This window comes from Spirosoma harenae, from assembly GCF_054776975.1.
In genome coordinates, this window is the sequence record NZ_BAAHBD010000008.1 from 921,968 (window position 1) to 945,917 (window position 23,950).

General features: G+C 45.9%; 21 protein-coding genes. 7 read left to right on the top strand and 14 right to left on the bottom strand.

Annotation, left to right across the window (positions count from 1 at the left end; genetic code table 11):
* Window positions 1-44 precede the first annotated feature (44 nt).
* From ACYVE4_RS12225 to ACYVE4_RS12245, 5 genes are all read right to left on the bottom strand, one after another.
* On the bottom strand, window positions 45-455 hold the full coding sequence (locus ACYVE4_RS12225) for a molybdenum cofactor biosynthesis protein MoaE (protein ID WP_461040179.1): 411 nt from the start codon (window positions 453-455) through the stop codon (window positions 45-47).
* Window positions 456-489: 34 nt separating this feature from the next.
* Window positions 490-738 (bottom strand): MoaD/ThiS family protein, encoded by a 249-nt coding sequence (locus ACYVE4_RS12230; RefSeq protein WP_461040180.1) that lies wholly within the window; start codon window positions 736-738, stop codon window positions 490-492.
* Window positions 739-865: 127 nt separating this feature from the next.
* Window positions 866-1,150, bottom strand: coding sequence for a hypothetical protein (locus tag ACYVE4_RS12235; protein ID WP_461040182.1), 285 nt, complete (start codon window positions 1,148-1,150; stop codon window positions 866-868).
* Between the two features lie 63 nt (window positions 1,151-1,213).
* On the bottom strand, window positions 1,214-2,227 hold the full coding sequence (locus tag ACYVE4_RS12240) for a S1C family serine protease (protein ID WP_461040183.1): 1,014 nt from the start codon (window positions 2,225-2,227) through the stop codon (window positions 1,214-1,216).
* A 113-nt stretch (window positions 2,228-2,340) separates the two neighbouring features.
* A complete protein-coding gene (locus tag ACYVE4_RS12245) occupies window positions 2,341-2,928 on the bottom strand; it encodes an RNA polymerase sigma factor (RefSeq protein ID WP_461040185.1) in 588 nt (195 codons plus the stop codon).
* 142 nt (window positions 2,929-3,070) lie between these two features.
* Here ACYVE4_RS12245 and ACYVE4_RS12250 point away from each other — a divergent pair, with 142 nt between their 5' ends.
* Window positions 3,071-3,259 (top strand): hypothetical protein, encoded by a 189-nt coding sequence (locus ACYVE4_RS12250; protein WP_461040187.1) that lies wholly within the window; start codon window positions 3,071-3,073, stop codon window positions 3,257-3,259.
* 186 nt (window positions 3,260-3,445) lie between these two features.
* Here the strand turns inward: ACYVE4_RS12250 and ACYVE4_RS12255 are convergent, their stop codons facing one another.
* Complete coding sequence (locus tag ACYVE4_RS12255) at window positions 3,446-4,450, bottom strand: NAD(P)H-dependent glycerol-3-phosphate dehydrogenase (RefSeq protein ID WP_461040188.1); 1,005 nt, start codon at window positions 4,448-4,450, stop codon at window positions 3,446-3,448.
* 34 nt (window positions 4,451-4,484) lie between these two features.
* Window positions 4,485-7,589 (bottom strand): ATP-binding protein, encoded by a 3,105-nt coding sequence (locus tag ACYVE4_RS12260; RefSeq protein WP_461040190.1) that lies wholly within the window; start codon window positions 7,587-7,589, stop codon window positions 4,485-4,487.
* A 256-nt stretch (window positions 7,590-7,845) separates the two neighbouring features.
* Here ACYVE4_RS12260 and ACYVE4_RS12265 point away from each other — a divergent pair, with 256 nt between their 5' ends.
* Entirely contained in the window at window positions 7,846-8,100 is a 255-nt protein-coding gene (locus ACYVE4_RS12265; protein ID WP_461040191.1) for a T9SS type A sorting domain-containing protein, read from the top strand.
* A 55-nt stretch (window positions 8,101-8,155) separates the two neighbouring features.
* Here ACYVE4_RS12265 and ACYVE4_RS12270 read toward each other — a convergent pair whose 3' ends face one another.
* From ACYVE4_RS12270 to ACYVE4_RS12285, 4 genes are all read right to left on the bottom strand, one after another.
* A complete protein-coding gene (locus tag ACYVE4_RS12270) occupies window positions 8,156-9,496 on the bottom strand; it encodes a DUF418 domain-containing protein (protein ID WP_461040192.1) in 1,341 nt (446 codons plus the stop codon).
* 189 nt (window positions 9,497-9,685) lie between these two features.
* A complete protein-coding gene (gene rodA / locus ACYVE4_RS12275; protein ID WP_461040194.1) occupies window positions 9,686-10,966 on the bottom strand; it encodes a rod shape-determining protein RodA in 1,281 nt (426 codons plus the stop codon).
* 61 nt (window positions 10,967-11,027) lie between these two features.
* The gene (locus ACYVE4_RS12280; RefSeq protein WP_461040195.1) at window positions 11,028-12,986 is read right to left on the bottom strand and encodes a peptidoglycan D,D-transpeptidase FtsI family protein; all 1,959 of its coding nucleotides are present in this window, start codon (window positions 12,984-12,986) and stop codon (window positions 11,028-11,030) included.
* A 152-nt stretch (window positions 12,987-13,138) separates the two neighbouring features.
* Window positions 13,139-14,182: an SMP-30/gluconolactonase/LRE family protein gene (locus tag ACYVE4_RS12285; RefSeq protein WP_461040196.1), complete on the bottom strand. Its 1,044-nt coding sequence runs from the start codon at window positions 14,180-14,182 to the stop codon at window positions 13,139-13,141.
* A 227-nt stretch (window positions 14,183-14,409) separates the two neighbouring features.
* Between ACYVE4_RS12285 and ACYVE4_RS12290 the strand changes: the two genes are divergently transcribed.
* From ACYVE4_RS12290 to ACYVE4_RS12300, 3 genes are read left to right on the top strand one after another with little or no spacing between them, the layout of a single operon-like run.
* The gene (locus ACYVE4_RS12290; protein WP_461040197.1) at window positions 14,410-14,808 is read left to right on the top strand and encodes an iron chaperone; all 399 of its coding nucleotides are present in this window, start codon (window positions 14,410-14,412) and stop codon (window positions 14,806-14,808) included.
* A 1-nt stretch (window position 14,809) separates the two neighbouring features.
* Window positions 14,810-15,250, top strand: a complete 441-nt coding sequence (locus ACYVE4_RS12295) for a DUF5990 family protein (protein ID WP_461040198.1) — start codon at window positions 14,810-14,812, stop codon at window positions 15,248-15,250.
* Between the two features lie 52 nt (window positions 15,251-15,302).
* Window positions 15,303-16,742 (top strand): Gfo/Idh/MocA family protein, encoded by a 1,440-nt coding sequence (locus tag ACYVE4_RS12300; protein ID WP_461040200.1) that lies wholly within the window; start codon window positions 15,303-15,305, stop codon window positions 16,740-16,742.
* 79 nt (window positions 16,743-16,821) lie between these two features.
* Here the strand turns inward: ACYVE4_RS12300 and ACYVE4_RS12305 are convergent, their stop codons facing one another.
* Entirely contained in the window at window positions 16,822-17,724 is a 903-nt protein-coding gene (locus ACYVE4_RS12305) for an oxidoreductase (protein WP_461040202.1), read from the bottom strand.
* A gap of 81 nt (window positions 17,725-17,805) precedes the next feature.
* Window positions 17,806-18,702 carry a helix-turn-helix domain-containing protein gene (locus ACYVE4_RS12310; RefSeq protein ID WP_461040203.1) on the bottom strand — a complete coding sequence of 299 codons (897 nt, stop codon included), beginning with the start codon at window positions 18,700-18,702 and terminating at the stop codon, window positions 17,806-17,808.
* A 182-nt stretch (window positions 18,703-18,884) separates the two neighbouring features.
* Between ACYVE4_RS12310 and ACYVE4_RS12315 the strand changes: the two genes are divergently transcribed.
* Window positions 18,885-20,558: an amidohydrolase gene (locus tag ACYVE4_RS12315; protein ID WP_461040204.1), complete on the top strand. Its 1,674-nt coding sequence runs from the start codon at window positions 18,885-18,887 to the stop codon at window positions 20,556-20,558.
* 138 nt (window positions 20,559-20,696) lie between these two features.
* Here ACYVE4_RS12315 and ACYVE4_RS12320 read toward each other — a convergent pair whose 3' ends face one another.
* Window positions 20,697-23,171 carry a TonB-dependent receptor plug domain-containing protein gene (locus ACYVE4_RS12320; RefSeq protein WP_461040206.1) on the bottom strand — a complete coding sequence of 825 codons (2,475 nt, stop codon included), beginning with the start codon at window positions 23,169-23,171 and terminating at the stop codon, window positions 20,697-20,699.
* Window positions 23,172-23,249: 78 nt separating this feature from the next.
* Between ACYVE4_RS12320 and ACYVE4_RS12325 the strand changes: the two genes are divergently transcribed.
* Window positions 23,250-23,894 carry an oxidoreductase gene (locus tag ACYVE4_RS12325; RefSeq protein ID WP_461040207.1) on the top strand — a complete coding sequence of 215 codons (645 nt, stop codon included), beginning with the start codon at window positions 23,250-23,252 and terminating at the stop codon, window positions 23,892-23,894.
* Window positions 23,895-23,950: the final 56 nt, after the last annotated feature.

Sequence of the window (23,950 nt, forward strand, 5' to 3'; positions counted from 1 at the left end):
GATAGGAGATATCCGCATCAACTAGCCTTCTAATTTATACATCGTTACGGGTGCGCATTTACCCATTCTTCACCATCCGTAAATACTTCTTTTTTCCAGATCGGAACTGTTTGTTTGATGGTGTCGATAATGAAGCGACAAGATTCGAAAGCATCGGCGCGGTGAGCTGTAGCGACTCCAATTAACACAGCAACTTCCCCGATTTGTAATGTACCTTTCCGGTGAATAATCAAACAGCGCAGAATTGGCCAGCGCCGACGCGCTTCATCGGCAATTTTCTGCATTTCACTGATGGCCATCCGATCATACGCTTCATACTCAAGCCGATCAACCGGGCGCTCCTGTGTATTATTCCGGACAACACCCAGAAATAAATCAATCGCCCCAGCCTGTGCTGATTGAAGGTCAATGAGTGCAGTGGCTACGTCAATCGGATCGGCAGTAAGGGTAATCATACAACAAGTAAATGATGAAAAAAAGTGATGAAAACTATCCCCCGCTGACGGGAGGAATTAAAGCAATCTCGTCGTTACTGGTCAGTAACTGGTCCGTCTCAGCATATTCGCCATTAACCGCTACTAATAATGACCGGATGCCTGCCAGTTTAGGATATTGCTGGTGTAACACATTGAGCAAATCGCCAACGCGAGCATTTTCAGAAATTGGCACAGACACAGTTGTCAGGCCCGTCAGATCGCGGGTGATTCCAAACAACAGAACTGATACGGATGCATTCATAAGTAAATTCAGAATAACCTGTTTGGAAACAACGCAGTAATCAGGGATTGAAGTTCGTCAAGTCCTCATAAAAAAACGGTGCTATCCTTCGTGAGGAATAGCACCGTTTTAAATCTAAAACCAACGTCTACTTCGAATTATCTAATTTGCGTTCGGCCTTTTTCATAGAACGTTTTGTCTTGGTAAGGGCTTTGTCAGTTCCTTCTTTAACGTCCTCTTTCGTATTTTTAGCGGCTTTTGACATTTTGTCGCCTGCTCTATCAGCCTCACGACTCACTTTACGTCCAGCTGCTTTTGTCGTTTCTTTAGCCTGATGGGCTGTCTCCTTCGCTTTTTCTTTGGTATCCTGCGCGAACAGCACTATTGCCGTTGAAAAAAGTAGCGCAGTTGTCAATCCTATGAGCTTTTTCATGGTCGTTGAGTTATTTTACTTATCAACAATAACCAGAAACATAGGTCAACTGTTTAGTTTATTTTATTCTTTGTGCTTAAATACTTTTACCTGATATACGTAATCCTGTATCCGCTTGATTTGCTGCTTCCTTGGCAAATTAGCTAACGTATTTTTCTTGTTAAGGCGCAGTGGTTGGCCTTTCATCGAATCAGCCGGAATCACGTTGAGCGCTTCAAACAGATAATTTGTTTTTACGGCAAAACTTACTCCTTCCGATGTGGTTTGTTTACCACTAATAATTCCGATTACATTTCCTTTTTCGTTCAACAGCGGACCACCTGAGTTCCCCGGATTGACACCAATCGCTACTTGATACGCTGTTGAATCACCCCGATAACCAGTTCCTGAACTTAGATATCCTTCACCATATACAATTTCTTCCCGAGGATAGCCGAGAGTATACACACGTTCGCCCAAATCCGACGGACGAGCATCGAAACTATACGGAACGGGAGGCAGTGAACGAAACGCACTATCATCGCAAAGTTGCAGAAAAGCCAGATCATGAGCCTGATCGGTATATACAACCCGTGCTTTAAACACTTCACCTTTGCCACTTTGTACGTAGACAGAATCGGCATCGCGAACAATGTGATTATTGGTCACAAAGTAGCCATCACCTGTCAGCAAAAAGCCTGATCCTGCTACCTGCCCTGGATTAACGCTCAACATCCGACCACGTCCGTTCAGATCGCTGAGCAATTTTCGTTGCGACGACTTAACAGCCTGAATTTCTTTACTTAGCTGACTATACTGCTGCTCCTGCTTATGGCTTTGCTGATAGGATCGATACAGAAAAATAGAGCCAAACGTCGTGATGATAGCTGCCGACGCGGCAACTGCCAGCGTAGTTCGGTAGGTTTGCCACAAGGCACGAATTTGCCCAGCTTGTCTCTCTTCCGACTGATACGTGTCTGCTGCCCGACGCATCGCATTCATGTCGGTATCCGCTTGAATTGCGGCCAGCCGCCGTTTCAAGCGAAGCCGCTCACCGTATGCCTGTAGGGCGTTTTCGATATCTCTTTCTTCGTCCATCTTGAAAAGAGTTCTATAGTTATAATGTATTGTAGTTACGAAGCATAAACTCTTGATAATCAGACCTATACTTTACAACTCTATCAACTTTACAACTTTTTGACCTTTAGTTTTCACTGTTTGTATTCTGAAAAGAAAAGCCGTTTTAACCGCATCAAACACTTGTACTTTTGGGTTTTCGCGTTATCAGCATTGGTGTAGCCAAACTTTTCTGTAATATCCTGCATGCTTAGATGCTGAATGTAAAAATCCTCTAACAGCGTTCGGCAGGGTTCGCCAAGCCGGTTTAGAGAATCAGCCATTAACTCAAACTGTTGATCCCGTTCTTCATGTACAGACAGATCATCATCTAGTTGCTCCAGTGCGGCTTCGTTTGACGCGGGCGTTTCAACATCGCGCACCATGAAGCGGCTTTTATGTGCTAATTGCTTGAGCCACAGACGTCTGCTAACTGAGTAAATGTACGTTTTCAATTGGCAGTGTAACTCCAGCGAACCACTCCTTACTTTTTCATAAAGTACAATCAATACTTCCTGATAAATATCCTTCGCATCGTCGTCTGTACCACTATTATTAGCTACGAAGTGAAGGACCATCGGAAAATACCGGCGATATAACTGAGTCAAAGCGTCGTCGGAACCGTTGGCCAGCCCCATGAGCAACTCCTCATCAGTCAATACAGAATGCCTACTTTCCTTCATTGGTTGAGTCATTACTTAATACGGAAACCTTTGATACGTAACCCAAAAAAAAATTAAAAATTGTTGGGTTACCTTTTTCCTGATCACGTATTAATAGTCGACATTAATCATTAATCACTTAAACGAAAACATTCTCAAAACTATGAAAGCAATCACAAAATCAGCCTTCTTTTTCATGGCGATGATCGCCCTGGCTACGTCTTGCAGCTCGAAAAAAACTGAGTCTACCGAAACGACCACAACCACGACCGATTCTTCTTCGACGATGGCTGCTGACACGACGATGGCTACCGACACTGCATCGACGATGGCTGCTGATAGCGCGAAGTAATTTTTGCTAAGGCACAACTGCCGGTAACTTTTACCGACAACCGCTATAAACGATATAGAGCTCCCTGATTTTTCAGGGAGCTTTTTTATTGAGTCGATCGTCAACAAACGTCGGTTCTTGGTAACGGACTTACAAGTATACTTTCTGCAGGCACCCCTATCGACTGATGACCATTGACTATCGACTTTACACTAACATCCCTTTCAACAAATTCATTTCAGCCGTCGGTGCTGCACGTTCGTAAAGGATACAGTAAACAGCATTTGTAATCGGCATATCAACGCCAACTTTCTGGTTTATTTCGTGTATACTTTTGACGGCATAATACCCTTCAGCAATCATATTCATCTCAGCCTGAGCCGATTGGATTGTATAGCCGCGACCAATGAGTGTACCAAATGTTCGGTTACGACTGAATGGCGAATAGGCTGTTACCAGTAGGTCCCCCAGGTAAGCCGATCCACTTAGGTCGCGATGTTTTGGGTAAATCGCGTCCACAAACCGTTTAATTTCCTGCATGGCATTGGATACCAGGACCGCCTGAAAATTATCGCCATAGCCCAATCCTCGCGTAATACCACTAGCCAAAGCAATAATATTTTTCATCACGGCGCTATACTCGATCCCGTAAATATCATCCACAGGAGTTGTCTGGACGAACCGACAGCGCAACAAATCAGCAACTTTCCCAGCCTGGACAGGATCTTGGGAGGCAATGGTCAGATAAGACTGTTTTTCCAGCGCCACTTCTTCGGCATGGCAAGGACCGGCAATTACCGACATGCGCTCAACGGGGACGTCAAACTGCTGGCTTACCCAATCCGTAACCAGTTGATTGGCGCCTGGAATCATGCCTTTTATGGCTGACACAACCGATTTCCCGGCAAAATGCGCTGACGTGATGCCCGTTAATGCATCGCCAACGAAAGCGGCCGGTACAGCCAGAATGATATATTCACTGTCGCGAAAGGCTTCCTTGATTTTGGTACAAACCTTCACTTTACGAGTGTTGATCTGCACATCGCTCAGATAGCTGGGATTATGGCCGAATTTTTTAATGTGGTCCGCATCGGCTTTTTTGCGAAGCCACCATTTTACGCTGACATTATTTTCGGAGAGGATTTTCACGAGCGCAGTCGCCCAACTTCCCCCTCCTACCATCGTCAGCCGAACGGGTTGAGTAAGTTTCATACAACAAACTTAACAGTCTTTCGATGCAGAACGATTACTCTTTTACTTTCGTGGGGGCATAACCAAAATGCTCCCGAAACACTTTGGTAAAATGGGAAGGTGAACTATAACCAACCGAATAGGCAATTTGTGCCACATTTAATTCACCAGTCCGTAATAATTCAGCGGCTTTCTCAATCCGAACGCGGTGAATAAACCGGTTGGGGCTTAGTGTAGTAAGTGCGGTTAGTTTGCGATGAAGTTGCGCACGGCTCATACTTGCCTGATCAGCCAGCCAGTCCACATCCATCGTTTGGACGTTCAGATGATCGAGCACAATCTGGCGCATTCGGGTTAGAAATTTATCTTCTCGATTTAGTTGCGGGTCAGCAGTTGTGGTCTGCCCGGCTTCGCCGGTTCGATTGGTTAGCCAGCACTGCCAGTTTTGCCGGGTTTGTAAAACGTTATTAATACGTAAACGTAATTCAGCCAAACTAAACGGCTTGCCAAGGTAATCATCGGCCCCTACGCCAAGGCCTTTCATACGGCTATCATAGGATGATTTAGCCGTCAATAACACGACAGGAATATGGCTTGTACATTCATTAGCTTTCAGACGTTCAACCAGTTCGAAGCCATCAATACCGGGCATCATTACATCGCTTATGATTAGGTCTGGTATTTGGTCCTGCGCTTTTTGGAGGCCTATCAGCCCATTTTCAGCCGTAATTACCTGATAAGTCTTAGCCAGATAATCAACCACAAACCGACGCAGTTCAGCGTTATCTTCAACGACCAACACCAATGATCGTTTATCATCTTTTAGAGCCACGTTCTTAACAAAATTAGCTGCCGGCTCAGCAACAGGTATTACATCAGTCAATTTACTGTCAACATCTATTGGTTGTGGCAAAATAGCTTCGGCAGCCTCCGACGATTCGTAGATTTTCAGGGGTATGCTTACGGTAAATTGACTGCCTTTTCCAACGGCGCTCTCCACATTCACGCTGCCTCCTAACCATTCCGTTAATTCTTTCACAAGGGCCAAACCGATACCCGTGCCTGAATACGCCTTAGTCGATGACGAATCCACCTGATGAAATCGATCAAAAATGCGGGCTAATTGTTCAGTTGGTATCCCAATTCCCGAATCGCTTACTCGAAATACCAGATTCTGTTCCTCTGTCATCAGCGCTTCAACCTGAATCTGACCATCGGTATGTGTAAATTTAATGGCGTTGGCAAGCAGATTGTAGGTAATCTTTTCCAGCTTGTCCTGATCGAAATGATATAAGTCCGGATGATCGTCGGTTGGTATAGGACTACTCCAATTCAGCTCAAGATTTTTCTGCTCAGCCAGTCCTTTAAACTGCGCAACCATCTGATATACAAACGCAATTGGATCACCAAGGTAATCTCGTTTATCCAGTCTGCCCGCATCTAATCGGGTCATTTCGAGGGTTTCGTTGATCAGCCTGAGCAACTGATTGGCGTTCCGCTGAATTGTGTTGAGTCGATCAGCTCTCCGAGACGTATTTGGTTCATCTGCCAATTGCTCCGTTGCGTTCAGAATGATTGTCAGCGGGGTCCGAAATTCGTGGGTAATGTTGGCAAAAAACTGGCTTTTCAATTCGTCCATCTGACGTAGCGTTGCCGCTTCAAACTCCCGACGGGCAAGTTCCTTCCGCAGTTTACGTCTTCGATTGGCACTGCGAATTACCCAAAATCCCAATCCAACCAGCACAATTAGTACCAATGATCGGAACCAGAGCGTTTTCCAGATAATTGGTTGCACTTCAATACGCAAACTAGCGGGTTGTTTTTGCCAGCCCGCAGGCGTCTGTCGATCAAACAAAAAATGATAGGTTCCGGCAGACAATTGGTAGGTAGCAACGCCAACAAAATCAGAATATGTCGACCATTGCGGACTGTAGCTATCTACTTTGTAGCGGAAGCGCGATTCGCGAGAGTCGGCAAAGGCGGTAAAACGAATCTGCACAAATTCTCCTTCTTCGATCCGAATACTGGGGTAGCCTGTTGAATCGCGCTGAAACCGATCTTCCTGCGTGTGCTCATTCTCAATGAGTCGGGTTCCATTGACGATTACATCCAGAATATTGAACGATTCTGTAGCTCTCAAACGACTCAAATCATATTCATCAATTCGACCACTTATTACACGAACCCATAGCCGGTCGGGTCCGGAGCCTTCTCCTGAATTGATAAATAACGAGATGATTTTTTCGGCTGGATGCGAGAAATCAATCCGTTGTAGTTGTCCCTGCGGAGAAATCCGGCAGACCATTAACCCGACCGAGAAGTAGTCGTTCCCTGCTCGATCCGGAATAAACGCATCCGTCCACATATGGCTGGCCGCTGTCGGCAATGGAAGCTTAATTTTACGAATCTTACCTGTACTGGGAGTCAGGATGTTAATTTCATTAGGCAATCCCAGCAATACATCCCCGTTGTCGCGAACTCGAATGGCCGTTATCTCTCCTTTCGAGAGTCCATCTGGTTGCTGTGGGTCATGCTGATAATCCCAACGTTGGCCCGTTTTAGGATTCAACACTGCCAATCCAGTTGGTGTATTGAACCAGATCCGCCCGTCGGGCGCTTCACTTAAATCTTTAGGGGCTTCGGCCTTAACTACGCACTCTACTGTCAACGTTCGGGAGTTTACGCCAACTAGTAGATTATCAGGCAGGCTAAGCCAAATTTTCCCATGTTTACCCAAATACAATCTGGAAAATCCCTGCGAATGGAGGTACATTTTCACTAACTGACTGGAATCTGGCAGGTTAACAATCTGTCTTCTGGCGAGATCGACATACGCTAATTGACGAGGCTGACCTACTCGATCCTCCATAACCCAAATCCGCCCATCATACTCCGATTGTGCCAGCCGGTATCTAGCTTTCCCGGGCTGGCTTTCATCAGTTAGTTGAAAATGGTGCCCATCAAACGAAAATCCACTGCTTTGATTGGATTGCCAAATCAGCAATTTCTGTTCATCAGTCTGTTTTTTGTCAAAAAACTTAATCGGGTATGGTTGATTCCATTGGCGTGAAGGCGTTGGTAACATGAACTGCTGCGCCCAACCGAGACTTTGTGCCCAGCCCATCAGGAATATCACTATCCCCGTCCGTAATGCGTTCATATGCTTTAACAAGTCAACCAAATATAACCACTGCCCCCTAATTCCCTATGTTTTAGTTGCGTATCCTACTAACTGGCGCACTACCCGAATCTGGTGCTAAATACAGGTTTGACGAAATAATCTATCGTTAGTATCCTGTTGCTTACTATTCGACTAACCTCCACAATACCAATAACTCTACTTATACACCAATATACTTCCAGAGTAAAAAAGACCATAAGTACCCCAAAATGGAACAAGAGTTACAGTAATTAGTTTGCACGTAAAAGTTCTGGGAAATCTGGTTGAAGGGTCTACAATTAACATCGAAGTGCGGGGAGCGGAAGGACAGCCCTTGCGATTCCAGCTAATGGATCTGCGCGGTCAATTGGTTAGTAATCAATTCGTAAGTATGGCTAAAACCGTAGAGCGGCAAACGCTTCCAATTGGTAATCAATCATCTGGCCTGTTCTTGATTCAGGTTAGTACGCCAACGCAGCAGCAAACGCTGAAAGTATCTAAAGTAAATTAAGCCATCAACTTATATAAACAAAAAGGTCTCGTCGAGACCTTTTTGTTTATAGTACTTATACTTTTCTCAGTGGCTGTTTTTGCCAGTACGTCAGACTTCGCCATGCCCATTCCAATGGACCGAACCGATAAAACTGTAGCCAAATCGCGCTAAAAATCAGATTAAGTATCCAGACAACAGCGACTACGTAAAACAACTGATGATAAGCCAGTTTACCAAAATACCCCAAACCATAACCATTGAAGAAGAATGTACAACAAAGTGTTTGCAGGATATAATTACTAAACGCCATCTGCCCGACGTTCGATAAAGCGCGCATCAGCCATTTCACTGCGCCCGAACGATACAACAGTAACAACAGACTAGCGTGCCCAATACCAACTAGTGCTCGTTGTAAATCGTATGCCAGACTTGGAGAAAGCCATTGCGTTTCAGCATAAGCGGCTGGATTGGTTAATCGCTGCTGCACCATAAATACGCCAACAGCACTTAAGGGTAAGCCAATTCCATAGCCACCCAACAACGTCAGCCAATAGGTTCTGGTAGACAATTTGTTCGAGAAAAAACCCCACTTAAACAGCGCCATTCCCAGAAACATCATCGATAACACATCCCAGATGCCCAGATACAGATACGTGCCATGGAAACGAATATTCTCAGGCTCCAGCGTCTTATATACCGTACCATACCCCGAACGCATCTTTTTGTTAAATTCGGCAACTTCCTTCGGATCGGCCTTGGATTCCTTCACAATTTTCTGCCAAGTCTCTTTATCTTTTTTCTGTTCGTCTGTTAGTTTTTTGTGCGCTTTTTCCAGGGCAACGGTCTGTTGATATTTGGCATATTTATCCTTAAACTCTATTGTTTGCCGCTCCCGCTTGGCTATAAAAATAGTCAGACATACCAGCGAGCAGATAAATAACTGGCGCGGTTTGAGTTTGCGAAAAGGAAAAAGGAAGAGTCCCGAAATAGCATAATCAAAGAGGATATCGCCGACCCACATCAATACATATTCGTGAATCACCCCGAACAACACCATCCAAAGAAGTCGGCGGTAATAAAAATCGGCAGAATCGCCAATCGTTGAGTCTTTTCGGCTCGTGAAAATAAGGATACCTGCTCCGAACAGCATGGAAAATAAAGCCCGCATCTTGCCTTCAAACAGAACTCCGATAACCACAAATACAGTATAATCTGTGGTGCCGGGGTGCAATAAGGGATCATAATCCAGTTGAAAGGCTCGTCCGAAAAATGGAATATTCATCAGGAGAATACCCAGGAGCGCGACCCCACGAATGACATCAATGGTCTGGATTCGTTCCGAAAGGTTTACGGGTTTGGCGACGATTACGTCGTCTTGAACAATAGTTGGAGGAAGTGTAGCTGTTGATTCCATGTAGTTGGTTAAAATACGAGAATTCGATTTATAAGTCACTATAAATCAATGCCCTAAAAATAAGGGTTTTTCATTTCCACTAACATGAAGTATTTCGGGAACGGTTATATGGCGTAGGGTATGGGGCTGTAGGCGTAGGGTTAAAAAACAAATAATCCCTATGCCCAAAGTCCCATACCCTACGCCATATTACCTCCTCGTCAACGCGGTTCGACGGGAATCGAGTTTGAGGAAAATGAAGAGGAGAATAGAAAACGACCAGAGCGACGACCCTCCATAGCTAAAGAACGGTAGCGGAATCCCAATAACGGGCATGAGGCCGATCGTCATGCCGATGTTGACCATGACGTGGAAAAAGATGATGCCAGCGACGCAGTACCCATATACCCTTGCAAATTTGGTTCGTTGTTTTTCGGCCAGAATCACAATTCGCGAGAGTAGACCAATGAACAGGCTTATCACAACCAATGCACCAATAAATCCGTGTTCTTCACCGATTGTGCAGAAAATAAAGTCGGTACTCTGCTCCGGTACAAAGTCAAATTTGGTTTGCGTTCCTTCCAAAAATCCTTTGCCCTGAAGTCGGCCGGAGCCGATAGCGATTTTTGCCTGGGTCACGTTCCAGCCCACGCCCAGCGGATCAATCGTCGGATCGACGAGCACTTTAATCCGGTTTCGCTGGTGCTTTTGGAGAACATTATTTACAAAAAAATCAACGCCTGTCACAAAAACCATCATGCCGATTCCGACTACACCAATCGCAATCAGATTGGTTAGGGTACGGTTAAAACGTGGCATGATCAGAATAATCAGCACCAGTAAAGCCACGATGCCGATAAAAATATACATCTTCGGAAAGACGAGCGCCAGAATAAACAAAGCTGCTGCGGTGAAGCCAATCAGTGGAATCCAGCCAGGTAATCCTTCGCGATAAAGCATAATCGCAAAAGAAGCAAACACCAGCGTTGACCCGGTTTCATTAGACGCAATAATCAGTAAACAGGGCAACACAATGATTCCGGCAATGTACATCAGGTCTTTTTGCTTGGTGATGTTCATGCCCGGCACATCCAGGTATTTTGCCAGTGCCAGCGCTGTTGCCACTTTCGCAAATTCAGCCGGTTGAATCGAGAACGCGCCAAACTTAAACCAGGACCTTGATCCATTGATATTGCTTCCAGCTACCAGCACCAGAATCAGCATCAGGATCATGAATCCGTAAAAGACAAAAGCAAACGTGTCGAAAAACGTGTGATTGAGCACCAGTATACAGGTGATCAAAATCAGCGTCGTTCCGATCCACATCAATTGCTTTCCGGCGTTGGTTGAAAGATCGAACAGACTGATATGGTTTTCCGGTGTGTACACAGCCGCATACACGTTCAACCACCCCAGCGTTACACAACATAAATAGAGTATTAGGGTAAGCCAGTCAATATTTTGCGAAAATGGGTCGTTTTGGCGTGCCAAAGCAGTAATGATTTATGATCTACAAAACGGTCCACCGTTGCAGTACGGCTTCGTAGATCAGTTAGTTTCCAGAAACAGCAACTATCGAAACCGATTTCGGCTTCGTTGTCGTCATCATCGGTTTAGGAGTAGTCGGCTTTTGTGTAGTATCCTTATCTTTTTTCGGGATAACGGGTTTTCTCGCATCGGGGAGGAATTGAGCTGGAGGCAGATAGTTGGAAGCTTTCACCTGAGCATCTAATACCAACGCTTCGGTTTTTCGTTTCAGATAGCGCTCAGCGATCAGAGCCGCTACTGATGCAGCGGCTTTACCGCCCCAACCGGCATTTTCAACAAATACCGCCACCGCGATTTTCGGATTGTTCATCGGAGCAAATCCAATAAAAATCGAGTGGTCGTATTTATGACCGTATTTGTTATTCTGCGACGTTCCAGTTTTTCCGCACAGGTCAATTCCTTCAATATTCGCCAAAGGAGTTACCGTTCCGTGAGCAACCGCCCCCCGCATCCCATCGATAACCGGCAAATAGTATTTGTAGTCAATACCTGTTTCGTGTTTTTCGAGATATTCGGCTGGTACACCAACCCCAGCTTTGCCAAGACCTTTGATGTAATGGGGTGTAATGTACCAACCCCGATTGGCAACGGTTGCGGCCAGGTTCACTAACTTCAACGGTGTGATCAACAATTCGCCTTCACCAATACTAAGTGAATAAACATTCGAAAATTTCCAGCGAAGTGCCCCACGATACGCTTTATCGTAATATTCAGGTGTTGGCAGGTTTCCTTTTCGCTCGAAGGGCAAATCGACGCCCAAACGATCCCCAATGCCAAATTTCTCGGCCATATCATGCCATTGCCTGAGCCCAATGGCCGACGCTTTAAATGTATTCCGCTCTCCATTAAAATACAGAAATCGACGGAACACATAATAGAAATACGGATTACAGGAGTTCTGTACGGCTCCGCGAAGGTTATTACCCCCCCGACAGTGGCAACGCATCGGCGACCCAGCATGACCGTAAACGGTATTCGGGTACAACGACCCTTGCTGCTGAGCAATTAAAGCCTGAATCAGCTTAAAGGTTGAACCTGGTCGATAACTAGCGGTAATAGGCCTATTAATCAGTGGCTTATAGACATTCTTAACCAGCAATCGGTAATTCTTCGAAAAGAACCTACTGGATAGCAGATTAGGATCGTAGGTAGGTGCCGAAGCCGAAACCAGAATTTCGCCCGTTGAGGGCTCTACGGCCAACACAGCGCCTACTTTATTCTGCATCAGGCTATCTGCATATTTCTGAACTTCGACATCAATACCTGTAATCAGATTCTGCCCTGCTACAGCCAGTGTATCAAATTCACCATTTTTCCAGGAGCCTTTGTTCACCCCGTGAACATTCTGCATCATGAATTTGACACCACGTCTGCCTCGTAGTTGCTCTTCGTATTGTTCTTCCAGCCCGTTATGACCAATGTAGTCGCCCTGACGGTAGTAGACAATATCCTGTTCTTCCAACTGCTTCTTACTAATCTCACTCACATAGCCAAGTGCATTGGACATTGTGTGCGCTGGATACGTACGCATCGAACTAATCTGTGGTTCAAAACCCCGATAATCGACGAGGGCATCCTGTATGCGTGCGAAATCCTCCTTGGAAAGCTGACGCAGGAACAATGATGGTTTTACCCTTGAATAATTAACCGCCAGCCCCATAATGCTATCGAACTCCGAGCGGGTAATATCCATCATCCGGCAGAAAGCCAGTGTATCGGGGATTTTGACCTGCTTAGGCGTTACGTATAGATCGTAGACGGGTGTATTATAAACGAGCAGTTGATTATTTCGGTCATAAATCTGCCCTCGGTAGGGAATTTCGACCACTCGCTTGATGGAGTTCTTCGATGCACCCAGCGAGTAGGTATCATCCAGAACTTGCAGATAAAACAATCGGGCCAAGTAAATCAGGCCAACCAAACAAAAAAGGCCAATGATGACCCACTTTCGATTCTCTAACATGAGAATAAACTCTATTCAATCAAGCTACGTATGCTTTATACAAAGTTAGTGTATTAATTATGAGTTATAAACGATAAGTGATGCGTGATAAATAATAAAATCGACCAGCACATAGCACTCATCGCTCATCACTTATAACTCATCACTCAAAATTACCACCCTTTCGCGGTTGTGCGAAGACGGCAGAGGTACATATCGGCGGTGATGTATAGAACGGTGCCGTCGTCGCCCCAGGCGCAGTTGGCCGTTGCTCCGCCAATTTTAATATGACCGAGGAAATCGTACGGGCCTGTTCCCTGCGTCGGTGCCAGTACGAGGACTCCTCCCCCACCCGTTACCCAGAGATTCCCGTCACGATCAACTTTCATACCGTCGAATCCACCTTCCAAACCCTGCTTTTTCATGCCTTCAGGACCGAATACAATACGCCCTTTCCCAACTGAGCCGTCAGCCTGAATTGGGTAGGCCATGACTACAGGACGTAGCGGATCAGATTGAGCAACAAATAGCGTTTTTTCATCAGGTGAGAGCGCAATCCCATTGGGCCGACTCAAATCACTGACCACAATCGATACGGCTCCAGGTATTCCTCCGCGTTCGGGAGCAATCCGATAAACGCCATACCCGTCTGTTTCGCGACCCGGATCTTTCTCTTTTTTGGGCATACCATATGGCGGATCGGTAAAGTAGAAACTACCGTTCGAATGGGCAACTATATCGTTCGGGCTGTTGAAACGCTTTCCGTTAAAATTATCGGCCAGTGTACGTTTACCGCCACCGCCATTGAGCGGCATGGCAGTTATCCGTCGGTCGCCGTGTTCGCAGGAAATCAGTCGGCCTTGTTTATCGATTGTCAGTCCATTGGAACCGGGTTCGTCGCCGTATGTACCGACGCCCGTATAGCCTGACGGTTTTAGAAACAGGGTAACACCTTCTTTGTCAGTCCATTTATAAATGCTATTTTGGGGAATATCGCAGAAGAGCAAATAAGCTTCGCTTTTCACCCAAACGGGCCCTTCCGTCCACATAAATCCATCGGCCAGCACTTCAATTTTGGACTCAGCCGGAATCAGTTTATCCAGCCGGGGGTCTGCTTTGACGATCTGGCCAATCGTTGGTAAAGGCGTTGTTTGAGCAATGGCAGGCCGCAAAGCTGTAGTCAGCAAACCGGCAACTAGTAATGCTGTATTTTTCATAGGGTAGTGTCAGGAATTTAGCGGCAATAGTACGAAGAATTAGAGTGTGTACCCAATGAGGAAAAGCGTACAACTAACTACTTTTAATGTACGAAACGCTTCATCAGGACCATGATTAGTAGTAGAATCTTACCCCAGCCCTTTGAGGGGCTAATTGCCACATCAAATTCAGCCTCCTTTCAGGTGTTGGGGGTAAAGTAATAAGTAATCTAACGACGAAACCACTAATGGACAACTCGACAAAAAAACAATTCGCAACCGTTGACGAATACATTGCACTGCAACCCGAATCGATGCGCCCCTCGTTAACGGAAATTCGACAGATCATTAAGCAGGCAATTCCTGATGTAGAAGAATTAATCAGCTATCAGATGCCAGGATACCGATATCATGGCAAGCTGATCTGGTTTGCCGCCAATAAAAACCATTATGGTATCTACATGCCACCTGGCATTCTTTTAGCCTTTAAGGATCAGTTGAGTGTGTATAGCCAAACAAAATCGGCTATTCATCTTCCAATTAATCAGCCAATTCCCGCCAAACTCCTGAACGAAATGGTGCAGTATGCCGCCCAAAAGAATAAGGAACAGGAATTAATTAAAAAGCAGACAAAAAAGAAAAAGTAAGATGGATAAGGAAATTTCGCTGCGAATTATCCTGGAAGGTCCAACTGCGGGTGTCGATTTTGGTCTGCAAAAGGGAAGTGGGCATCACTATGAAACGGTGCAGAAACAACGATCCCAATCACAGGATTTACGCTTTGACTTTACTGTACGCGTAAAAGGTGATCCCGACAATGATGTTTATCCTACACTCCTCGGCCCGTTTGTGCAGGGTAATCCATCAGCCCGTTTTGTGTACATCGATGTCGGTTCCTATGCTGGTCAGCCTGATTCCAAATGGAGTGGTCGGATGAAAATTCCGTTACCGAAAATTAGTTGGGATGTCGCTCATCAACTATTGGGAGATGTCGGGCAGGCTCTTGTCACGCAGGTTTCTGGAACGGGTAAAGATGAAGGACCTCCTTTCGGAACGATAAAACCATTCGCAGGTTGGCAACCGGCATAACGAATATTCGACTATTTTTAAGAGATTTTTCTCTTTCCAATCTTTACCGTACATGAAAAACAAAAAACGATCGGCTTCGTCGGACAATAGCAGCAATTCCTCCCGACGGTCGTTTCTAAAAACCCTGGGTCTGGCCGGTACAGCCGCAGCTACGGCACCCGCTGCATTGGCCGAAACCGCGTCAAGCACAACGGTTATTCCCCAATATCTAAATCTGGTTCGTAGCCACAGCAGTACGGCAGCCAACGATAAAGTTCGTATTGCCCTGATTGGTACAGGCGGCATGGGGATGGGCGACACCAACACAGCGCTGATGGTCGATGGCGTTGAAATGGTAGCCGCCTGTGACCTTTACGATGGCCGTTTGCGCCGGGCAAAAGAACTTTGGGGAGAGAATCTTCCTGTCACGAAAGATTACCGGGAAATCATTGATCGTACCGATGTCGATGCTATCATCAACGGGACGACCGACCACTGGCACGAAAAAATCTCGACCGATGCGATGCGTAAAGGCAAGCACGTGTATTGCGAAAAGCCAATGGTTCAGAAGTTTGAGGATGGACATACACTGATTAAAGTCGCCAAGGAAACGGGTAAAGTATTTCAGGTTGGCAGTCAGTTTGCGAGTTCATTACTCATTGCCAAAGCCCGCGAACTCCTGAAAGCAGGTGACATTGGCGAATTAGTTTTTGTAGAAGCTATCTACGATCGGCACAGTGCACAGGGAGCCTGGCAATATTCCGTTCCGCCCGATGCATCGCCCCAAACCGTTGACTGGGATAAATACCTGGGTAGCGCGCCAAAACGCCCCTGGGACCCGCTCCGATTCTTCCGCTGGCGGAATTATACTGACTACGGTACGGGTATAGCAGGTGATTTATACGTTCACTTACTGACATCGCTGCACTCGATTACGGGTTCTAAAGGTCCTACGCGTGTGTATTCGACAGGCGGAACTCGCTATTGGAAAGATGGACGTGATGTACCTGATATTCAGCTCAGTATCTACGATTACCCAAAAACAGCTGAACATGGAGAATTTAACCTGACTACCCGTTCCAACTTCGTCGATGGTGGGGGTGGCGGGTATCTGGTTCGACTAGTAGGTACCGAAGGTGATTTGTCGCTCGGCATGGATAGTTTGACGGTTCGCCGAAACAAATTCCCCAAAGCACCGGGTATGTCGGTTGATAATTTCCCGAAAGATCAGAAGGAATTGTATATCGCCGAATACAATAAAATGTATCCGCAAACGCCTGAATTGATTGGTCCGAAAGAGTTTAAATACTCGTTCCCCAAAGAATACAAAGGCGACCGCTACGAACATTTTGTCAATTTTTTCAATTCGATACGAACAGGAGCGCCCAACGTGGAAGATGCGACCTTTGGCTTACGTGCCTGCGGACCTACGCAGTGTGGTAACATGAGCTATTTCCAGAAAAAGATCATGAACTGGGACCCGATCAATATGAAGATTCAGGGCGCGGTTTAAGCACCTGATCATTTATAGAAAACGGTCTACGGCTTTCTACTTATCAGAAAGGTCGTAGACCGTTTTTCGTTATAGGTGCTTATGCAGGAAAACGGATACCCGTAGCGTCTTCGGCCAGATTCCATAAGCGGGCAGCGGTGGTTTCATCCAATGCATTATCAGTGTAGGGAAATTTAACCGGATAACCCCGATAGCCGCCATCTTCATGTGGGCTATAGAAATCTCCCCCCTCTACATCGGGCATGGTAGCAGCATACAGACTGGGTAAAGCGCCTTGCCAGGGTTCCATCAATCCCCCTACTCGTTGTACAGCAGCATTGTAGTCATCCTGATTCATATGCCTCGACAATTCGGTACTATTGGCACCAGGCTGTGCGGCAATCGATAACACAGAATCTCCTGCCTGTTTAATCCTTCGATCTAATTCAAGTGACAACAAAATATCCGCCAACTTGCTTTGGCTGTATTCCCGAACGGGATCATATGACTGCTCAGAACGCAGGTTGTCAAAATTTATTTGTCCTCGCAGATAGGCCATACTACTCACCGTGACCACACGAGAGCCGAGCGTCGCCTTAAGTAGAGGATATAAAGCGCCCGTTAGAGCAAAATGTCCGATGAAGTTAACCCCGAATTGCAGTTCAAAACCTTCTTCCGTTTTCATTTCGGGACAGTACATTACTCCGGCATTGTTGATCAGCACGTCGAGTTTGTTGTGCGTTTGGCGGAACTGTTCGGCAAATTGGTTAATGGCTTCCAAGCTGGCCAGGTCCAGAATCGCCGTTGCTACTGTCCCTTTTTCAGTTTGCTGCCGGATCGCTTCGGCAGCTTTGTCGGCTTTCTCCTGATCACGACAGGCGAGTAGTACATTGGCACCGGCTTTAGCCAGAGCGAGGGCGGTTTCATAACCAATTCCCGTATTGCCACCGGTTACAATCACCGTTTTACCTGTCTGGGCAGGCATATCATTCGTTGTCCACATAACTAGTTTGATTTTATGGGACAAAGTTCCGTCGAAAGACGAAGCAGGGGGATATAAATATGAAAGCAAAAACTACAAAAATCAATCTACACTGAACGCCTTAGGCGTAAATCCGACTCGCTTTTTGAAGAAGGCCGAGAAATGATTAGCTTCTTCAAAGCCCAGGCTCCAGGCGATTTCATTGATGGTCCAGTCAGTGGTTTTGATCAGCACTTTGGCTTCCTGCAGGATTCGATCGTTAATAAGTTGGATCGTCGTCTGGCCTGTTTGCTCTTTCAAAGCCTTATTGAGGTGATTAACGTGTATGTTCAATTGCTGGGCAAAACCTGATGGGGTACTAATCTGAATCACCTGATTGGAAAGATCAATTGGAAATTGACGCTCCAGCAACACCCTAAAAATAGTGGTAATCCGCTCAGCGGCATTAGATTGAGAAACGGTTGATGCTTCAACAGGATGCCGTTTCTGGGCTCCGTGAATTACCTCCATTAATAGGTTGCGAATCAGATCGTATTTATAGATATAGCTTCCAAGCAATTCCTCCTCCATTCGTCGAAACAGATTCTGGAAGAATGTAACATCGGTTTCTGGCAGCATAACTACTCCCAATTCGGTATGTTGAAAAACTGGAAAGGTTTTTATTTCACCTATTCGGTTCAAAAACGCTTCGGTAAAAATACAGATGTAGCCAGTTTGTTCTTCTGTGATCCGTTCCCAAAGGTAAGGTACCATCGGGTCGGTGAATACCAGGCTTGTACCATCAATATCAAAGGTCTTGTCGGCGTAAAAAATCCGATTCTTGCCCGTAATCAGGCTGATTTTAAAGAAATTTCGTCGACTGTAGTTCGCCTGTTTATGATCGGGTGACAACACATCTTCAATCCGAAACATATTGAAATGTCCAGCTTCTCCGGTCAGCGGTTGAAGCGGTTGCTGAATCCGTTTGTAGAAGGAATCAATTGTAGTGAAATCACTCATACCCAAATCTACAAAAAACAAATCGTTTTCCAGATTTCAGGTTTGATTAAGCTTGAATTAATCAGTTGGTGAGAAAAAGTGCAAGTTCATTAAAATGAAAATTTTCAGTATGTAAACCGCCAATTCTACCATATATTTATCCAGAATACAGCCACTCACCAAAATATACTTTCTTGACTTCTATGAACAGGTTTACAAAAGCATTTATAGCTATCTGTGCTATTCCGACGCTGGTATACGCACAGAGCAAAGCGACAAAACCCGTCGACGGTAAATTGGAGCAATTAAAACAGGAAGCCATAAAAACCATTGACCAACGGAAAGATCAGGCTCAGCAGATCAACGATATGCTGTTCAGCTTCGCTGAGTTGGGTTTTCAGGAGGAAGAATCGGCCAAATATCTGACGGGTATTCTTGAAAAAGAGGGGTTTACAATCCAAAAAGGCATTGCTGGCATTCCCACAGCCTGGATTGCTACCTGGGGTTCCGGTAAACCCGTTATCGCTATCGGCTCCGATGTTGACTGTATTCCGAAAGCCAGCCAAAAGCCCGGTGTTGCGTATAAAGATCCGATTGTTGACGGGGCTCCCGGTCATGGTGAAGGACACAATTCTGGTCAGGCACTGAACATTGTCTCTGCGCTGACTGTCAAACAATTGATGGAAAAGAATAAGCTATCGGGTACGTTAATGCTTTGGCCGGGGATTGCGGAAGAACAGCTTGGTGCGAAAGCATTTTACGTTCGGGATGGCTATTTTAAAAATGTTGACGCCTGTATTTTCACGCATGTCGGTGATAATCTCTCTGTTGCCTATGGTGATGCTGGTTATACCGGCATGTTTTCCGTCCGATTTACCTTTGAAGGGCAAGCCGCTCACGCAGCAGGCGCTCCCTGGCGGGGCCGAAGTGCGCTCGATGCCGTCGAATTAATGAACATCGGCTGGAACTACCGACGCGAACACCTCGAACTATCGCAACGTTCGCACTACGTCATTTCGGACGGTGGCGACCAACCTAACGTAGTTCCCTCAAAAGCATCGGTCTGGTATTATTTTCGGGAGCGCTCCTACCCTAAAATCAAAGCGCTGTTCGAAAAAGGAATCAAGATGGCGGAAGGGGCTGCTATGATGACTGATACAAAATTTACTTACGAAATTCTGGGATCAGCCTGGCCGGGGCATTTTAATAAGCCTATTGCTGTCGATATGTATCAGAATATGAAACGAATCGGCTTGCCAACCTGGTCGCCCGAAGATCAGATGTTGGCAAGAGCAACCCAAAAAGAGCTTCAGTCGCCAAATCTGGCAGGTCTGGATACCAAACTGGATAGCATTGGAACGCCGGTTTCTAATGCCCCTACCCAGATGATGGGTGGCCAGACTATGGTTCCGCTAACGGGGGGCTCCGACGATATTTCCGACATTTCATGGGCTTTACCAACCGTCGTGCTGGTTTATCCGTCCAATATTCCAGGTTTACCAGGCCACCATTGGTCAAACGCCATTTCGATGGCTACACCAATTGCTCATAAAGGCGTTGTGGCCGGTGCGAAAGTCGAAGCCATGACGTTGTTGGATATGCTCCTGAAGCCAGAGATTATTCAACAGGCAAAAGCCTATTATACGGACGAGCAAACGAAAGAAACGAAATACGAATCGCTGATTTCGTCGAAGGAAACGCCGGCCATCTATCTGAACAAGAAAATTATGACCGAATTCAAACCCAAGCTGGAGAAATTCTACTACGATCCGTCGAAGTATAAAACCTACCTCGAGCAATTAGGTATCAAATACCCAACCCTCCGCGACGACCAACGGGCTGAATTAGAGAAGAAAGCCGATTTAAAAGGGAAGTAATCCTTACATACTCTGCCCGTGTCTGTGTCCTCACAGACACACTTCCGGATGGTGAGCGTTGGTGACGCACAGGCGTCTGTGAGGACACAGACACGGGAATTTCTTTAAAATACAGAGCAGTCGATTACTTGTTATTAACTAGTCTACTTGCCATATTCCCTGACCAATGCCCGGCATGCCGTTCACGGTTGCGCCTTCAACCCGAATCCGCATGGTTGTTTTGGCATCTGACGTAAAGAACGACACTGTCGCTTTTCCCTGTGCATCTGTCTGAATCATGGGCGCCCAAAACAGGGTTGTCCGGTAGTCAGGTCTTACATGTTCTGGTTTCTGAACATCGTAGCGAGGAGCATAAAATTCTCGTACAGGCGCATAACCCGGCAGTTTAGCAATCAGTGTACCGGGCGTTACATCTTTGGTGTAATCATAGTTTGGCGATCCCCGCTTTGTAAGAATCGAGATAACGCCACCGGCAGCTCGTGAACCATAAATCGCAGCCGATGCCCCTTTCAATATATCAACCCGGTCTACATCCTGCACGGAAATACCCATAATTCCCTGCAAATCCATCGGCATCCCATCCAATACAAACAATGGTGAAACGGGACCGCTGAAATTGGCCGCACCCCGAATTTGTACACGCGCGTTAAAGCCAGACCCAATCACCTGTACACCAGCAACTTGCCCCTGAATCACATCCAGAATTGTCATTCTACCAGCCGTATTCATTTGATCGAATTTAACGGTCGCATCGGGAGTGCCGTAAATGACCCGAGAATCAAGTTCCTGCGTCTTTTTACCTTTTACTGTTACGGCTTTTAAGAGAACCTCGCCATTCCTCCGAATCTGTTCCTCGATTTCCTGATACTCTTTCGTTCGTCGAATAAACTCCGCCAGTTCATCACTTCGAAATTCCAATGGATTATAAGGCACTCGGGTTAACGTTACTTTTGGTACCAGTAATTGATCGAGAGAAATAGCCAGCGACCGATTGGCTTTTCCTTTTATGCCCTGAATCATAATTACGGTCGTATCCGTCAAATCCAGATTATAGGCACCAAAATTTCCCGCTTCATCTGTATCGCCGATCAAAAAATCGCGGGTACTGTCACGTTTTACGATCATAAAAGACAATTTCACTGTGCCACCAATATCTTTCTGATTTGGTCGAACTACGCGCCCGGTGAGTGACAGACCACCCTCAGCCGAGTATTTTAAAGGCGGGATGTTTCCTGATAAAACATTTGGCCAGGAAAATCGTCGCCAGCCCTGGGTCATCAAAAGCAGATCTAATAATTGCCAGCGATCTGTATTGGCAGGATTGAAATAGTAGGCTGGCTGTTCAATGGTGCCGGTTAAATCGGACGCAAGCAATATATGCGAGGTAATAGTCGCTCCATTCGAATCGGCTTCCGGCGATAAGCGGGCATCGACAGCTGCCAGAGATAGATTAGCGGCTACGGGTTGCCCCTGGACGTTGGTGGCTGTAATGGTCAGATTTACTTTCTCGCGATTTTTATAGGTCTTTTTGTCCGAGGAAAGCGCAACAGTCATTTGCTCGTTCTTATTCACGAACACCAATCGTTCACAAACCGGCTTTTGTGTTTCGTCAAAGACCGTCAATTGCGCAATTCCTTCGGGGAAAGATGCCTTTGGTAATTGAATCAATGATCCTTTTTTAGCCAGCAAAATCCGAACTACCTGAACAATTTGACCGCGTGTTTGCGCAAAAAGTGTAAGCGAATCCATTGGCTTGATCTCTGTTTTGTTATGTCGGATATACACCTTAATCTGATCTTTCATACTCACGTTATCCACCTGCATCACTACTCCCTGTTGTTGCGCAGTCGGGAGTGGATAGGAGATTGTGGAACCATCAGCTTGTTTTATAAAGGCTGTATATACCTGCCCCGTTTCTGGTTTAAGTGTAAAAAAACCCATTCCCCGGTGCACACTGTTGAATCCAATAATGGTATCTTTTTTCGCATCTAGAACAAATCCAGCTACAGCTGCGCTTTTACCCAATTCATCGATTGCTTTAAACGCAACCCGATTCTCGATGCCATTCACCAATTGTCCCCCTTCAGGTAAAAACTGAACATCAAGTTTATTGGCCTTACTTTCCCTCTTATCCAATTTAGATGCGGCCCCATCCGATTGTAGCACGGTTATGGTCTTGGTAAAGAAGTAATCTTCAGGCTCGTTACGCATAAAACCTGTGTAGCTTCGGAGCTGATAGGTTCCAGCCTGTATCGAGTCGGGAAGAAACAATTGACCGGGTGCATATCCACCCGTAGCCCGTAATTGCATATGCAGTCGAGTACGGCGGACTACGGGGTCAACTAAATCAACATAAAGAACTTTGCTAACGGTATCGGATTCATGATTTATACCGTTAAATAAATACCCTTTTAACCAGATCGTTTCACCGATCAGATAGGCATCGCGGTCAGTTTGGAGGTATACTTTTTCAGCCGGGCGAGCATGACTATAGGCGCGAAATTGCTCGATTAATCGTTTTCCAAAACCATCATCGGTAAACCGGAACGCAGTAATGATTACTAATGTCAGTAAGGAAATCAGAAAAGCTGAACGGGATAGGTTGGAAAGCATACAATAGATTTACGGCTTTGGCGCCTTTTTTAGGTTGTGGAGTCACTAAATTAGTCAAATATTTACTTTATCACGACTATGCCCGTCCAGAAAACAGCATTAATACTCGGTGCAACCGGCCTAATCGGCAATCTCCTAACCCATCAGCTTGTGGACTCCCCTTTTTATGAGAAAGTTAAAGTGCTGGTCCGAAAATCACTCCCCTGGCAACATCCTCGTTTGCAAGAGATTAACTTCGATTTTGATCATCCGAATGGGTTGCTCACTCAGGCCGACGATGTTTTTTGCTGTTTAGGAACCACCATTAAAAAAGCGGGCTCAAGAGAAGCGTTTCGCAAAGTAGATTATCAGTATCCTATCGATATTGCCCGGCTGAGTTTGGCAAGCGGTGCCCAACAATTCTCGATTGTTACGTCGATGGGGGCCGACGCAAATTCATCTATTTTTTACAATCGGGTTAAAGGCGAGGTTGAGCGCGATTTAGCTGCGCTCAACTTCCCTAGTCTACTCATTTTTCGACCGTCACTTTTATTAGGTAACCGTTCAGAATATCGACTCGGTGAGCGAATTGGATCAGGATTCATGCAGTTCTTCCGGCCACTTATTCCCGATAGGTATAAAGGAATTGAGGGCTCAAAAGTAGCTAGTGCAATGATGGAAATTGCTCAACGGGGATTAATTGGCAAACACGTATTTGAGTCCGACGTTTTGCAGACGTTTTAAGGTATTGCTCCGACAAAGTGGAAATCAACACCATTTTATACCAGCCTTCGGCTTCG

Bases quoted from the DNA above. Each gene is read 5' to 3' on its own strand.
- ACYVE4_RS12225 (WP_461040179.1), bottom strand. From the start codon at position 455: ATGATTACCCTTACTGCCGATCCGATTGACGTAGCCACTGCACTCATT.
- ACYVE4_RS12230 (WP_461040180.1), bottom strand. From the start codon at position 738: ATGAATGCATCCGTATCAGTTCTGTTGTTTGGAATCACCCGCGATCTG.
- ACYVE4_RS12235 (WP_461040182.1), bottom strand. From the start codon at position 1,150: ATGAAAAAGCTCATAGGATTGACAACTGCGCTACTTTTTTCAACGGCA.
- ACYVE4_RS12240 (WP_461040183.1), bottom strand. From the start codon at position 2,227: ATGGACGAAGAAAGAGATATCGAAAACGCCCTACAGGCATACGGTGAG.
- ACYVE4_RS12245 (WP_461040185.1), bottom strand. From the start codon at position 2,928: ATGAAGGAAAGTAGGCATTCTGTATTGACTGATGAGGAGTTGCTCATG.
- ACYVE4_RS12250 (WP_461040187.1), top strand. From the start codon at position 3,071: ATGAAAGCAATCACAAAATCAGCCTTCTTTTTCATGGCGATGATCGCC.
- ACYVE4_RS12255 (WP_461040188.1), bottom strand. From the start codon at position 4,450: ATGAAACTTACTCAACCCGTTCGGCTGACGATGGTAGGAGGGGGAAGT.
- ACYVE4_RS12260 (WP_461040190.1), bottom strand. From the start codon at position 7,589: ATGAACGCATTACGGACGGGGATAGTGATATTCCTGATGGGCTGGGCA.
- ACYVE4_RS12270 (WP_461040192.1), bottom strand. From the start codon at position 9,496: ATGGAATCAACAGCTACACTTCCTCCAACTATTGTTCAAGACGACGTA.
- ACYVE4_RS12280 (WP_461040195.1), bottom strand. From the start codon at position 12,986: ATGTTAGAGAATCGAAAGTGGGTCATCATTGGCCTTTTTTGTTTGGTT.
- ACYVE4_RS12285 (WP_461040196.1), bottom strand. From the start codon at position 14,182: ATGAAAAATACAGCATTACTAGTTGCCGGTTTGCTGACTACAGCTTTG.
- ACYVE4_RS12290 (WP_461040197.1), top strand. From the start codon at position 14,410: ATGGACAACTCGACAAAAAAACAATTCGCAACCGTTGACGAATACATT.
- ACYVE4_RS12295 (WP_461040198.1), top strand. From the start codon at position 14,810: ATGGATAAGGAAATTTCGCTGCGAATTATCCTGGAAGGTCCAACTGCG.
- ACYVE4_RS12300 (WP_461040200.1), top strand. From the start codon at position 15,303: ATGAAAAACAAAAAACGATCGGCTTCGTCGGACAATAGCAGCAATTCC.
- ACYVE4_RS12305 (WP_461040202.1), bottom strand. From the start codon at position 17,724: ATGTGGACAACGAATGATATGCCTGCCCAGACAGGTAAAACGGTGATT.
- ACYVE4_RS12310 (WP_461040203.1), bottom strand. From the start codon at position 18,702: ATGAGTGATTTCACTACAATTGATTCCTTCTACAAACGGATTCAGCAA.
- ACYVE4_RS12315 (WP_461040204.1), top strand. From the start codon at position 18,885: ATGAACAGGTTTACAAAAGCATTTATAGCTATCTGTGCTATTCCGACG.
- ACYVE4_RS12320 (WP_461040206.1), bottom strand. From the start codon at position 23,171: ATGCTTTCCAACCTATCCCGTTCAGCTTTTCTGATTTCCTTACTGACA.
- ACYVE4_RS12325 (WP_461040207.1), top strand. From the start codon at position 23,250: ATGCCCGTCCAGAAAACAGCATTAATACTCGGTGCAACCGGCCTAATC.